11 protein-coding genes are annotated in these 13,519 nt (G+C 28.0%); 2 read left to right on the top strand and 9 right to left on the bottom strand.

The features are described from left to right. The first annotated feature begins 141 nt into the window (after window positions 1–141). Window positions 142–1,881, top strand: a complete 1,740-nt coding sequence (locus ACZ5RS_RS05815; protein ID WP_464638333.1) for a diguanylate cyclase — start codon at window positions 142–144, stop codon at window positions 1,879–1,881. 61 nt (window positions 1,882–1,942) lie between these two features. Here the strand turns inward: ACZ5RS_RS05815 and ACZ5RS_RS05810 are convergent, their stop codons facing one another. From ACZ5RS_RS05810 to ACZ5RS_RS05785, 6 genes are read right to left on the bottom strand one after another with little or no spacing between them, the layout of a single operon-like run. Beyond that, window positions 1,943–2,875: a transketolase family protein gene (locus ACZ5RS_RS05810; RefSeq protein ID WP_464638331.1), complete on the bottom strand. Its 933-nt coding sequence runs from the start codon at window positions 2,873–2,875 to the stop codon at window positions 1,943–1,945. Then, the gene (locus ACZ5RS_RS05805; protein WP_464638329.1) at window positions 2,868–3,689 is read right to left on the bottom strand and encodes a transketolase; all 822 of its coding nucleotides are present in this window, start codon (window positions 3,687–3,689) and stop codon (window positions 2,868–2,870) included. Before ACZ5RS_RS05805 ends, ACZ5RS_RS05810 begins: the two co-directional genes overlap by 8 nt. Window positions 3,690–3,700: 11 nt before the next feature. Then, complete coding sequence (locus ACZ5RS_RS05800; RefSeq protein ID WP_464638328.1) at window positions 3,701–4,405, bottom strand: FadR/GntR family transcriptional regulator; 705 nt, start codon at window positions 4,403–4,405, stop codon at window positions 3,701–3,703. 14 nt (window positions 4,406–4,419) lie between these two features. Beyond that, window positions 4,420–5,700: a TRAP transporter large permease gene (locus ACZ5RS_RS05795; protein ID WP_464638326.1), complete on the bottom strand. Its 1,281-nt coding sequence runs from the start codon at window positions 5,698–5,700 to the stop codon at window positions 4,420–4,422. Next, entirely contained in the window at window positions 5,700–6,224 is a 525-nt protein-coding gene (locus ACZ5RS_RS05790; protein ID WP_464638324.1) for a TRAP transporter small permease, read from the bottom strand. Before ACZ5RS_RS05790 ends, ACZ5RS_RS05795 begins: the two co-directional genes overlap by 1 nt. Before the next feature lie 23 nt (window positions 6,225–6,247). After that, the gene (locus ACZ5RS_RS05785; protein WP_464638322.1) at window positions 6,248–7,258 is read right to left on the bottom strand and encodes a TRAP transporter substrate-binding protein; all 1,011 of its coding nucleotides are present in this window, start codon (window positions 7,256–7,258) and stop codon (window positions 6,248–6,250) included. Window positions 7,259–7,797: 539 nt separating this feature from the next. Here ACZ5RS_RS05785 and ACZ5RS_RS05780 point away from each other — a divergent pair. Then, window positions 7,798–9,384: a DNA cytosine methyltransferase gene (locus ACZ5RS_RS05780; RefSeq protein ID WP_464638321.1), complete on the top strand. Its 1,587-nt coding sequence runs from the start codon at window positions 7,798–7,800 to the stop codon at window positions 9,382–9,384. 11 nt (window positions 9,385–9,395) lie between these two features. Here the strand turns inward: ACZ5RS_RS05780 and ACZ5RS_RS05775 are convergent, their stop codons facing one another. The 3 genes from ACZ5RS_RS05775 to ACZ5RS_RS05765 form a co-directional block, all read right to left on the bottom strand. Further along, a complete protein-coding gene (locus tag ACZ5RS_RS05775; protein ID WP_464638319.1) occupies window positions 9,396–10,025 on the bottom strand; it encodes a GyrI-like domain-containing protein in 630 nt (209 codons plus the stop codon). A gap of 101 nt (window positions 10,026–10,126) precedes the next feature. Beyond that, on the bottom strand, window positions 10,127–11,698 hold the full coding sequence (locus ACZ5RS_RS05770) for a 4Fe-4S binding protein (protein WP_464638318.1): 1,572 nt from the start codon (window positions 11,696–11,698) through the stop codon (window positions 10,127–10,129). Window positions 11,699–11,806: 108 nt separating this feature from the next. Beyond that, window positions 11,807–13,453 carry an EAL domain-containing protein gene (locus ACZ5RS_RS05765; protein WP_464638316.1) on the bottom strand — a complete coding sequence of 549 codons (1,647 nt, stop codon included), beginning with the start codon at window positions 13,451–13,453 and terminating at the stop codon, window positions 11,807–11,809. Window positions 13,454–13,519: the final 66 nt, after the last annotated feature.

Raw genomic sequence — 13,519 nt, 5'->3', positions numbered from 1 at the left:
TTTTTATATCTATTCATTAATAAAATCAAAAATCTTATATTCTAATATCCTTGAGGGATAAGCAATTGCATAGTAAAATACTTAATAGAAAAAGAATTTTGTTTTGTAAAAACATTACTAGATAAGAAATAAGGATATTATATGAAAAACTTAGAATTACTATCAAAAATTGCATTAATAGAAGTAAAAACAAGTAATTTTGAGCAACAAATGAATAATATACTTAAGATTATTGGTGAGTATACTCAAGTTTCAAGAACATATATATTTATCGATAATGCTGATAATAGTGAAACAAGTAATGAATATGAATGGTGTAATACTGATATCACTCCTCAAAAAGATGATTTACAAAACATTCCCTATTCAATGATTCCTTCTTGGAAAAAATTATTAATAAGTGATGGAAGAATTTTCTCCCAAAATATAAAAACACTACCAAAAGATTTAATTGATATACTTGAGCCCCAAGGCATTTTATCTTTCATTGTTTACCCTATAATAATTGATAATAAGATTAAAGGCTTTATTGGGTTTGATGAATGCAAGGTACAAAGAGAATGGGAAGAAGAAGATTTAAATCTTTTAGCAACCATATCTGGTATAATTTCAAACTTATATAGCAACCATTATTACTTAATAAAAATACAAGAAGATAAAACTTCTTTTGAGAGCTTTTTCAACACCATTACTGATTATGTATTTATTGCAGATAAAAAGGGTAATATTCTACATGCTAATAATGCAGCAATAAAAAAACTTGAATATTCATTAAACGAACTAAAGACTTTAAATATCATAAGCCTTCATCCAAAAGATAAACAAGAAGCAGCCAAACATTTACTAAAACAAATGTATGATGGTAATAAAAATTCCTGTCCCTTTGAATTGTGTAGTAAAACAGGCCAAATCATTCCAGTAGAAACTCACTTATTATTTGGGAAATGGAATAACCAAGATTGTATCTTTAAAATATCAAAAGATATCTCAGCAGAACAAGAAGCACTTCAAAAATTCACAAGTATTTTTAACCATAATCCATCCCTTATGGCATTAACAAGATTACCAGATAAAATCTTAACCAATGTTAATAAAGCTTTCATAACTAAATTAGGCTTTGAATATGATGAAGTTATTGGCAAAACAACAGATGAATTAGGGATTTTTCCAGAAAGAGAAAAATACAAACAAGCTTTGACCCAATTATTAGAAACTGGTGAAATAACTAATTTTGAATTACAAGTAAAGTGCAAAAATGGCAATATTCTTTATGGTCTTTTTTCTAGTGTAAATATTACAAATCAAAATAAACAATATCTATTAACAGTAATGATTGATGTCACTGAAAAAAGAAATATTGAAAAACAAATTAAAGAATTATCAATTAGAGATGCATTAACAAATACATATAATAGAAGATATGTTTTTGAAAAAATCGATGATGCTATAAAAGAATATAAAACAAGTAATTCAATTTTTTCAATTTCAATATTAGATATAGATTTTTTCAAATCCATAAATGATAATTATGGACATGTAGCTGGAGATTTTATTTTAAGAGAATTTACTAAAATTCTTTCAGAAAATATAAGTAGTAATGATTTATTAGGAAGGTATGGAGGAGAAGAATTTATTATTCTTTCTTATGATAAAACTAGAAATGATACAGTTCATTTAATTACAAAACTTTTAAACATTATAAGAGAAAAAACTTTTGTTTATGAAAATCAAGAAATAAAATTTACATTCAGTGTAGGGATTTCAGATGTACTATTCTTCAATAAAAACGATATTACTATTGAAAATATAATAAACCTATCAGACAAAAGATTATATAAAGCCAAAGATTCAGGAAGAAATTGCATAATTTATTTAGATTAAAAAACAAGCTATTACAAACTTTAATGCAATAACTTGTCTATATCTTAATAAATACTTCTTATTATTTATTAATAATATGTTTAACCTTTTCCATCACTCTTGAAAGACTTAATCCATATTCTTCTAATAATTCATCAGGGCTACCAGATTGACCAAATTGATCTTGTACTCCTATTTTCTCAAATACAAAATCACCATTACCAATTAAAGTTGATGCAACAGCATCCCCTAATCCTCCAATAACACTATGTTCTTCTAAAGTAACTACACGGTGGCATTTTTTTGCATATTTTAAAATACATTCCTCATCAATAGGTTTTATAGTATGAATATTAACAACAGCAATTGAAACATTTTCTTCATCTGCCATTTTTTTAGCACACTCTAAAGCAGTACTAACCATAATACCGCAAGCAAAAATTACTAAATCTTTTCCTTCTTTCAAAACATTAGCTTTACCAAAGGTAAAAGGCATATCAAAATCAAATACTTCACTTGGAGAACGAGCTAATCTTAGATATACAGGCCCATCAATTTCTGAAATTGCCATTACTGCTCTTTTTGCTTCATTAGCATCACAAGGTACAACAACATTCATATTTGGAATAACTCTCATAAGAGCAATATCTTCAATAGCTTGATGACTCCCGCCATCCTCACCTACTGTTATACCTGAATGAGTACAACATATTTTTACATTGAACTTTGGATAAGCAATACTATTTCTTATTTGTTCATAAGCACGACCTGTTCCAAATAAAGCAAAAGTACTACAAAAAGGAATAACTCCCATAGTAGACATGCCTGCAGAAACATCTACCATATTTGCTTCAGCAATACCCATATTAAAAAATCTTTCTGGATATTTACTTGCAAACATATGAGTCATTGTTGCATGAGATAAATCAGCATCAAGAACAACAACTTTATCATTTTTCGCCCCTAATTCTACTAAGGCCTCACCATAACCAGTACGAATCATTTTTTTAGTCATTATCTTCATCTCCCTGCAATTCTTTCAATGCAATTTCTAACTCCTCATCATTAGGAGCTTTTCCATGCCAACCAACTTGATTCTCAGCAAAAGATACACCCTTTCCTTTTATTGTATGTGCAATAATACATGTTGGCTTATCTTTTTTTGGTTTAGTGTTTAGGGCATTAACTACAACTTCAATATCATTTCCGTCTTCAAGTTCGATAACTTCAAATCCAAAGGCTTCAAATTTATCACATAGATTTCCCATATTTAAAATTTTCTCACAAGGACCATCAAGTTGAAGTCCATTATTATCAACAATTAAAGTAAAATTATCTAATTTGTATGAGGCTGCTGCCATACAAGCTTCCCAGACTATACCTTCTTGGATTTCTCCATCACCTAATAAGGTATAAACATTTAGATCTTTTTTTTGAGCTTTAGCAGCTATAGCCATACCAACAGCAATAGAACAACCTTGACCTAAGGATCCTGTTGCAGCTTCAATACCTGGTAATTTCTTTGAATCTGGATGGCCTTGTAATCTGCTATGAAGTTTTCTTAAAGTTAATAATTCTTCTTTTGGAAAGAAGCCTTTATCTGCTAAAATTGCATATAAAACTGGGGCCGCATGCCCTTTGCTTAATACAAATCTATCTCTTAATGGATCTTTAGAATTTTCAGCACTTATATTCATTTTTGCATAATACAAACCAGCCATTATTTCAATTGCAGAAAGAGATCCACCAGTATGACCACTTGCTGACGCATTAAGCATCCTAAGCACATCGATTCTCAGTGCCTTACACTTTTGTTTAAGATATTCCATTTATTTATTCCTTATAATAAAGCAGTATTATTTTCTCCGCATAAGTCACGTAGAGCTATTTTCATGTGCTCTACACTTTCTTCTTCTGCTTTTTTTACATCACCAGCTTCAATTGCTTCAATTATTTTTCTATGAGGCTCTAAAGCATGAGATGCATGTTCTTGAAGTTTAAAACTTGTCATTCTTAATTGTTCAAAGTAATAGTTAACAATATTGATTAAGGCCATTAACAATTCATTATTTGAAATATCAACAATAGCTTTATGAAAATCTGCATCTAATTGTGCCATTCTCTTATTATCTTTATCAAAATAACTCTTTTCAAATTCAACTTGGATTTGTTTTAATATTAGAATATCTTTTTCAGTTCTATGTTTTGCTGCAAGCTTTGATGCTAAAGGATCTAAATATAATCTTACTTCAAGATAGCTTTGCATTTGAGCATCATGATCTCTAAACCAATTAACTGCTTGTTGTACAAGATCGGCTTCTTTATTTTTAACAAAAGCCCCTCTTCCTGGTTTTAAATCCAAATATCCTTGAGACTGTAATTTTCTATATACTTCTCTTAAAGTAGCTCTACTTACGTTTAAAGAGTTACACATCTCAAATTCAGTTGGGAGTTTATCACCAATTTGAATCTCATCACTTGCCAAATATTCTTTTATTTGTTCTGCTGCCATATCTACAATTGATTGTTTTTTTATTACTTTCATCTACTACCCCTCAACTAAAATGCTTGCCCTAATAATAATTTAGGCACAAACAAAGTTATTTGTGGGAACATATTTATCAAAAACAAAACAACCAACAACCCAATATAATACGGTTTAACAGCATGGAATGCTTGTTTAAAAGTTACACCACCAATCTTTGAAGTTAAAAATAAACATATTGCCATAGGCGGGGTTAATAACCCAATCATCAAAGCAAAAATGAATATTACTCCAAATTGAATAGGATGCATACCAATTGTATTAGCTATAGGCAATAAAATCGGAGTTAGTATAAAAATACTAGCATTCGTTTCCATAAAGGTTCCCATAAAAAGTAAAATTATATTCATTAATAAAATAACAAGAAATTTGTTATTTGTTAAATTAAAAATTAAATAAGAGAAAGTTTCTGCAATTTTTTCCATTCCTAGAACCCATGCAAACAATTTTCCAGAGGCCATTAAAAGCATGACCATACCTAAATTCTCAACACAAGTAATCAAAACTTTTCTTAAATTTCGAATTTTAAAATCTTTATAAACAAAAAGACCAACTACTAAGGAATAAAATACAGCAACAGCTGCAGCTTCTGTAGGTGTAAAAAATCCAGAAAAAATTCCACCAATTAAAATTACGGGAGCTAATAATGCTGGCAGTGCAGAACCAAAAGCTTTCATTTTTACAGAAAAAGGATATTTATCATGTTTTGGGTATTTACGTTTTTTAGCTATTACATAAACTGTACACATCATAGCTAATCCCATGATAATACCAACTGTGATACCACCCATAAATAGACCACCAATTGATACACCTGCAGCAATACCAAATAAAACCATAGGACTGCTTGGGGGGATAATAGGACCAATGATTGCCGAAGCAGATGTAACACCAACTGCAAAATCTGCATCAAAGCCTTGATCTTTCATAGCCTTAATTTCTATTGCTCCAAGACCTGCAACATCTGCTACTGCTGCCCCACTCATACCTGAGAAAATCATACTTGATAAAATATTAACATGACCTAATCCACCAGTAATATGACCAACACAACTATCTGCAAAAGTGAAAATTCTCTTTGTTATTCCACTGCTATTCATCAATTCACCAACAACCATAAAAAATGGAACAGCAAGCATTGTATATGAGGATACACCACTAACCATTGCTGATGGGATTAAAGTAAAATTAACAACACCGGTAAATTTTACAAAAAAGAAAGCTGCTAGAATCATTGAATACCCTACAGGTACACCAATGGTTATCATTACTAAAAAGCCTATTATAACCCACATTATACAACATCTCCTTTACTTTTTTTATTTTCGTCTCTCATTTCTTTTATCTCTTGAATAATATGGTCTAGTAAAAAATAACTAGTGAAGAAAAAACCAATAGGAAATGCTATATACCACCAACCTGCATTAGTTGGTAATATAGCAAGTGGTACTTGTATCTTTTTCTCAGCTAATAACCAACCATACCAAACAAGATAGATTGAAGCATATAATGTAACAAATGAAATAATGATACTAATTACATGCTGTACTGAAGATGGAAGTTTGCCAACAAAAACATCAATTCTAACATGAACTTTCTTTTTTGCTGCATAGGAAAGAGTAAAGAAACCTAGCCAAGCAGCCATAATAATTGAAAACTCTTCAATTTCTGGAAAGGATTTTCCAGTAAGTATTCGACTTGAAACTTGAAAGAAAACAGTACAAATTAATACCACCAATACAACTATTGATACATTTTTTACTATTTTTTCAAAAAAGTCAGATACTTTTGCAAATTTTAATGCAATTTTGTCAAACATAACTCCCAATCTCCTTTAATAAATTATTTTAAACTCTGAATTAAATCATAAGCACCAGCAGGATATTTATCCTTATTATTTTCTAATAATACTGGAGTAATAGTATTTTTGAATGAATCAATATCAATTTCTGATTTAGGAACTAAAATCATACCTTTTTCATCAAATTTCTTTAAGAATTCTTCATCTTCAGCGTTTACTTGTTCATTATGCCATTTAAATGCATTATCAATAGCTGTAGAAATAATTTGTTTATTTTCATCACTTAAAGTGTTCCACCAATCATTAGCCATATAAATAAAATAGTTTGTATATTGATGTTCAGTTTGCATTAAATATTTTTGAACTTGATACATACCAGCTTGGTCAATGTTTGCTAATGGGTTTTCTTGAGCATTAACAATACCATTTTGTAAAGCACCATATAATTCACCCCAAGCAACTGGAGTAACATTAGCACCTGTTGCTCTCCAAGAAGCAATAACACCTGCATTATTTGGAGTTCTTAATTTAATTCCTTCCATATCACTAACACTATATACAGGAACATTTGCAGTTAAGTAACGTGGACCACGTAATGCAATAGTATTTAAATAAGCTTTAACATTATACTTATCTGCTAATTGTTGAGCTAAATCTGCACCAACATCACTATTCCAGAAGTTTTGTAAATGTTGTTGGCTATCAAAAATAAATGCCATATTAAACAATTCCATCCATTCTGGAACTGCCCAGTTAAATAGCATTTCAGCATTTAAAAGCATTTCATAGTTGCCTTCTGATAATCCTGTACAAAGATCTTCATCATTATCACCCAATTGGCCTTCCAAATAGAGAACAGGTTTTAGTTCTCCATTAGATTTCTCTTCTATTTCAGCAGCCATTTTTTTTACAGCTTCTGTTGCTAATGCTGAAGAGTTATTCCCTACTACCTTAAATTCAATTGCACCAGATTTTTCAGAACTTCCTTGTGCGAATAAAGGTGTTACAACTGAAAAAATAATTAATGCAATTAATAATCTTGTTTTTTTCATCTTCTTCTCCTTTTAACTTTTTGTTTTAACTATTGTCAGATTGTCTGACAATTTTTTATAACATGGTTTTTCCTCCCCGTCAACTAAAAAATTCAAAGCAATTATTAAATAAAAAGAATATTAACTAAGAAAAAATTTTAAATATTAAAATATATTTTAATATTTATTTTTATAATCCAAAATAAAAAAATTTAATTATTTTTATACTCATAAGATTAAATCTGTAAAAATAAATAATAAAATAAATCACCTGTTATTATTTTTTAAAATAAAAAAAGGGTTTACTAATATCATTGAAAAATAATAATATTGCAAAAAAAGAAGCAAAAAGGATCAAAAAAAGATTTAGTATAAATTATTAAAAATACGGTTTTTATGAATTTCACTTAATTAATATTGACCATTTTTTCTACACAAAGACTATAAGCACAGGGATATTAAAGCTTAATGATTTTAGATAAATTTGAGGGAAACAATTTTATCTTATAAAAAATATATCAATATTTTTAATTATATAGCTTTAAAACTAAAGAGGGAAAATGAAATATTCTGTAATGGATTTATTTTGTGGAGCTGGTGGACTTAGTTTAGGATTTGAACAAACAAACAAATTTGAAATCAAAGTTGCATTTGAAAAAAATATTTCAGCCCAAACAACATATAAGAAAAATCACAAAGACACAGTTGTATATAGCAATGTAAATAATGCTAATTATAATAAAATAATTAAAAAATATGGCCCAATTGATATAATAATTGGTGATCCTCCTTATCAAGGATTTTTTAATGAAAATTTTCAAAATGATAGATTTATTAATAGAAACAAAAAATTAATTATTGAATACATAAGAGCAATTAGTGAAGTAAAACCAGAAGCTTTTGTTATGGAAAATGTCACTATGCTAAAATCTGATGTTCATAAATTTTACTTAGACAAACATGATTTAAAAAATAAAAAAATTATTAATATTCCTTTATCGGAAGATTCAATATTACTTTTAGATAAAAAATATTTCTTTTACACTGCTTTCTCAATTATTAATAATATAAATAACATTAGTTACAACTCTTGGGAAATAAAAGATTATAATACATTACTTGCTCTATTTAGACATAGAAATAATAAAAATAAATTAGAGGTTTTTATCAAAAATAACACTGATAAAATTATTGATTTAATCAGCAGTTTAAATCTATTTAGTTGTACAGATTCTCATATTTACAAGCAAACAAATGAAATTATTAAACATTTAGAGAATTTAATTAATGGCGATGAGATTTCTGATTGTTTTATAGAAACATTAATCTCTGCAATCTCGACTCAACAAATGCTTCATATTGCAAAAGATTTACATAAGCACCAACTATGTATAGATGAATTTTATTTAAATTCAGGAAATATTTGTGCAAAATTAAAAGCCTTTTCAATAATTGATTATATTAACTACAATATTGCAGATACATATGCAATTGATGATGGAATTCTATCAGCCCTAGATTTTGGTGTTCCTCAAAAAAGATTAAGATTTATTATGATGGGCATAAAAAAAGAAATTAATAAAAAAATATCACTCCCTAAAAATGAAACTAAAAAAACTACAGTTAAAGATGCAATAATTGATTTAGAAAAAATTACTCCAATCTACAATTTTAAAAAAGATGTTGGAATAGAAGTAGATAATAGTAATTACAAACCAAGAAGTAAAAAACTATTTAACCAATTACATGATAATAATAAAATCTATAATCATATTATTGCAAAAACTAGTGATGTCGCTTTAGAAAGATTTAAACAAATTAAACCAGGCAAAAACTTTCATTCTCTTTCTGAAGAGTACAAAAATAATACTTATATAGATTATTCAAAAACTCAAAATACAAGTTATCAAAGACTAAAATATAATGAACCATCAACTACAGTTGTAAATGTTAGAAAATCAATGTGGATTCATCCAACCTTAGATAGAGGAATTAGTGTCAGAGAAGCAGCAAGGCTACAGACCTTTCCAGATAGTTATCGCTTTTATGGAAATAAAGATTCCCAGTTCCAACAAGTTGGCGAGGCTGTCCCCCCACTAATGGCTAAAGCTATAGCTTCACAACTTTATGATGCCCTACAAAAATAAAAAACTTAAATTTATTTTTTAATTGGATGTCTAATTACGGTTTTCCACTTCGAAGGATCTACTTTTCTTACATCAGATAGATAGATTTCATGGTGAAGTCTTTCATCGTTTATATCTGTTTGATAGCCTTTTTCTGCTATGAAATCATTCATAATTTTTATGGTTTCTGGTTCCATATCATAAGGTCCAATATGCATAATTTGAACACATAAGCCTTCATCAAGAGTTAAAAACTCAGCTTTGGAAAAATCAATTTTCTTCTTTTTAGTTGCAAGATCAATAGCCCAATCAAAATCTTTCTTTGTAATAAAATCGGGTAATCTAATTACTGAGATCCAATTAAAAGTTGCCTTATTACTTAAATCAACACCTTTAATACCTTCTTGCCACCAAAAACCTTCTAAAGGAGGAACTACATATTGAAAAAAACCATCAATTTTATAATCAGTTTTGTAACTCATCTTTAAAGTGTAAGCCAAAGAATATAATACATTTAAGGCCTTTTTATATTCTCCATCTTCATCATTAGGATTACCCTTCCCTCTAACAGCAATATAATTCATTTTTGGAATTGTTACTATTTGAGGTTTATTTTTAGGTAAATAAAATTCTTTGAATTCTTTTTTATAATCAAAAGCCATATGCATCTCCTAAATATATATTATAACAATTATAACACTATATAAAAAATATAGCTCTATAAAAATTTTTATAGAGCTAAAGTTTGATAATAATATTATTACTATAATGTATCTAAAACATTTTGGATTGCTGTTTTATATTCAGAGAATTCTAATCCATTTTCTATTGCAAAATCTCGTACACTTTGATTGTCATTACTAAATGATTTTCCTAAGATTTCTTCAATTTGAGTTTTACTCATTCCCCAGTCTAGAAGATTTTTAAAAGTTGTACTTCCTTTGATAGCCATATCAACATTATCTGAAGAACTTGTTGTATCAACAACTGGTGCACTTAATTCTAAAGTAGTTGGAGAAATACTTCTCTCTTTAAGAACTTGGAATTCTTCATCACTTAATACACCTTTATCTCTAAGAATACTTAAAGCAGGATTTGGCAATAAAGTGGTTTCTTCCGTTTCATAAGGCATACCTAAATATAATGAAACAAATAAACGAACACTATCGGTGCCGACCTCTCCATCAACAGATAAACCTTCATATACAGTTTCTAAATCCTTAGCTTTATATTCTCCTGCTGCTTTTTCACTTGTATCTAATGCAAATGCTTGTGCAAGAATTTCTGCAGGTACATCAAAACTATTTTCAATATCCCCAAAAGTATATGAACCTCTAATATCTGAAGGATCAGCCATTCCCGCAAATTCTCCAGTTTCTATCTTAATTGGAACTTTTGAACTTTCAGTTTTCCAAAGACCTAAACTGGTTAAAACAATTATGCTACCTAAAATTACAATCAAAACAAATAAGGATGTCTTTTTATAATTAAGAGTGAAACCCTTGTTTTTTTCTAACTTTGTAGTACTCATCTCTAATGTTTTTTTAACAGGACAAGCAACTTCTGAAGTACAAGCTAAACAAGAAATACATTGATGATTTTTGACTTTTGATTTATCTGAAATCTTAATATTCATCGGACAAACTTTATCACAAGCACTACAAGATATACAGGTTTTATCATTTCTTCTAATACCAAAAATTCTGAAAAAATTGGTTAATCCTAACAAAGCACCATAAGGGCAAGCATATTTACAGAATGGTCTTTCAATAAACAAGGAGAGAATAATTATGACTCCTAAGGTAATAAACCCTGTAATTGCCACCTCTCCTGTCCAAAAATTAAATAATGCATAATAAGGATCATATGCTGCAAATACTAAAGTTGCAGATACAGCAGTCATTACAACTACCCAAATCAATACTAAATAACGTAAATAACGTAAAACAGAATCAATTTTTTTAGGTATTATATGATTAAATTTTTTATGAAATATCTTTTTACCTAATTTACCTATCCATTCTTGGAAAGTACCAAAAGGACAAACCCAGCCACAAAAAACAGGACCTGCAATTATAGCAGTAGCAAATACAATAATCATTAAATAAAATGAGGCTTCATGGATTTTTTGAACAAAAGTACCACTAGTTACATATTGATAAATAGTAACTACTCCTCCAAAAGGACAAACGGCATGTAATGATGCTCCATTTACTAAAGGAACTGTAATCCCTGCTTCTTCAAAAGAATGAGCAACTACAATTAGTAGAACGAGCAAAAAGAAGACTATTTGCACTGCCATACGAATATATTTAAGTGAAGAGCGTTTTTTCATGTAAGGCCTCCTAACAATAGTTTACTATAGCAATGATTATATAAGCTGTAAAGTTTTTTAATTAATTTCTTTTACTGTTAAAAGTTATAACAAATATGTAAAAAGCCTTTATTCATATTTAGAAAAATCAAAATTATTATAATATGAATAAAAATCTTTAATCTCTAAAGGTTTGCTAAAATAGAATCCTTGAATTTTATCACAACCCATATTTTCTAAGATTTTAAATTGTTCCTTAGTTTCTACTCCTTCTGCTATTACAATACCCCCGATTTTATGAATTAATTCTATCAAACATTTTATCATTGTATGAATTTGTTTCTCATTTATCCTATGAATAAAATACTTATCAAGTTTAATAATATCAGTGGGAAGCTCACCTAGAGTTTTAAAAGAATTATAGCCTGTACCAAAATCATCTATCTCTATTTTACAACCTGTTTTCTTAAGTAAATCTAAAGTATGTTTTAAGACAGAACTATTTGATGAAATTACTCTCTCTGTTATTTCAATATTAAAATTACTAGGACTTACCTGTTTTTCTTCAATTATATTTTTGACCCATTTACTAAATTTAAAATCAACTAATTCTACAGCTGAGATATTAATAGTTTGAACTATATCAATTGAGTGAGCTCTGAAATTAAAATAATTATCAATAACATTTGTTATTAACCACTTTGTAATTTCAAGTATTAATCCTGTTTCTTCAGCAATAGTAATAAATAATCCAGGAGCAATTGGAGATTTATCCTTTCTATCCCATCTTAACAAAGCCTCAGCGCTGTCTATTTTTCTACTTTTTAAATCAACAATTGGTTGATACATAATATATAAATCATTATTAATTAAAGCATCAATTAAAGAAGTTGCAATCTCATAGTATAATTTTCTCTCTTCAATATAATCTTGTTTATATAAATAAATTCCAACTTCTTGAGGATTTCCTTGTTCAGATATAATCCTTGCTTTTTGAATTAAGTCTTTTGATGTAGTAAAATTAATAGAACTTGAAACTATTCCTGCCTTTAATAAAAAATTAATTGAATAATTACCAATTATACAAGATTTAGATGATGCCTTTATTATAGGTAATAATAAATTGTAGCATTTTTTTTCATCCATACCTTTATCTTTTATTAAAAACACATATTGATTAAAAGAATAAGAGTAAGCTTGAGCATCATTAAAAATATTTTGAATTTTTGTAAATTCATCAATAATAAAATTCCTTAGATTATCAAATTCAATATATTTTCTCAATTCATCATTATTTACCAAATTAAAAAATACTAAAATATATTTTTCTTTTTTTTCATTTAGGGCATCTAAGTCTGGAATTAATTTTAATAAATTATAAAAATTTGAAAATTGAGATCTTAATTTATCATCTAATAATTTTTTATGATATTTTTTTAATTCTTTTAAACTTAGTCCTAAAAGAAATCCAATAACTAAATAACCAATAACTCTTATTACCCATCCAGCAATTTCAAAATTTGTGGTATAAAGATTAGAAAAATATAGAAAAGGACTATAAAGCATACTTAAAATAATTGCTATAAGAACACTACCAAAAATATTAAGAAAGAATGCCCCTATTAACATTGGTATTAGACTTAATAATTGCAACGAACCAAATTCATCATTTACAGCAAAAACTATATAATTAATAACAAAACAAGTAAGCATTAACAGTAAAATTTTGAATGCTGATTTTGAAATTATATTTCCCCTAATAAATTTCAAATTCATATTGTTCTCCTAATCAAAATTATAAATTAGGAAGTAAATTATTTGTTAACTGAATTAAAATTATAC

The organism is Pleomorphochaeta caudata (assembly GCF_055395745.1).
Note: the sequence above shows the minus strand (reverse complement) of the source record. Positions and strands in the feature narration are given on the sequence as shown.

Coding starts and splice junctions, on each gene's coding strand:
- ACZ5RS_RS05815 (WP_464638333.1), top strand. CDS start 142: ATGAAAAACTTAGAATTACTATCAAAAATTGCATTAATAGAAGTAAAA.
- ACZ5RS_RS05810 (WP_464638331.1), bottom strand. CDS start 2,875: ATGACTAAAAAAATGATTCGTACTGGTTATGGTGAGGCCTTAGTAGAA.
- ACZ5RS_RS05805 (WP_464638329.1), bottom strand. CDS start 3,689: ATGGAATATCTTAAACAAAAGTGTAAGGCACTGAGAATCGATGTGCTT.
- ACZ5RS_RS05800 (WP_464638328.1), bottom strand. CDS start 4,405: ATGAAAGTAATAAAAAAACAATCAATTGTAGATATGGCAGCAGAACAA.
- ACZ5RS_RS05795 (WP_464638326.1), bottom strand. CDS start 5,700: ATGTGGGTTATAATAGGCTTTTTAGTAATGATAACCATTGGTGTACCT.
- ACZ5RS_RS05790 (WP_464638324.1), bottom strand. CDS start 6,224: ATGTTTGACAAAATTGCATTAAAATTTGCAAAAGTATCTGACTTTTTT.
- ACZ5RS_RS05785 (WP_464638322.1), bottom strand. CDS start 7,258: ATGAAAAAAACAAGATTATTAATTGCATTAATTATTTTTTCAGTTGTA.
- ACZ5RS_RS05780 (WP_464638321.1), top strand. CDS start 7,798: ATGAAATATTCTGTAATGGATTTATTTTGTGGAGCTGGTGGACTTAGT.
- ACZ5RS_RS05775 (WP_464638319.1), bottom strand. CDS start 10,025: ATGGCTTTTGATTATAAAAAAGAATTCAAAGAATTTTATTTACCTAAA.
- ACZ5RS_RS05770 (WP_464638318.1), bottom strand. CDS start 11,698: ATGAAAAAACGCTCTTCACTTAAATATATTCGTATGGCAGTGCAAATA.
- ACZ5RS_RS05765 (WP_464638316.1), bottom strand. CDS start 13,453: ATGAATTTGAAATTTATTAGGGGAAATATAATTTCAAAATCAGCATTC.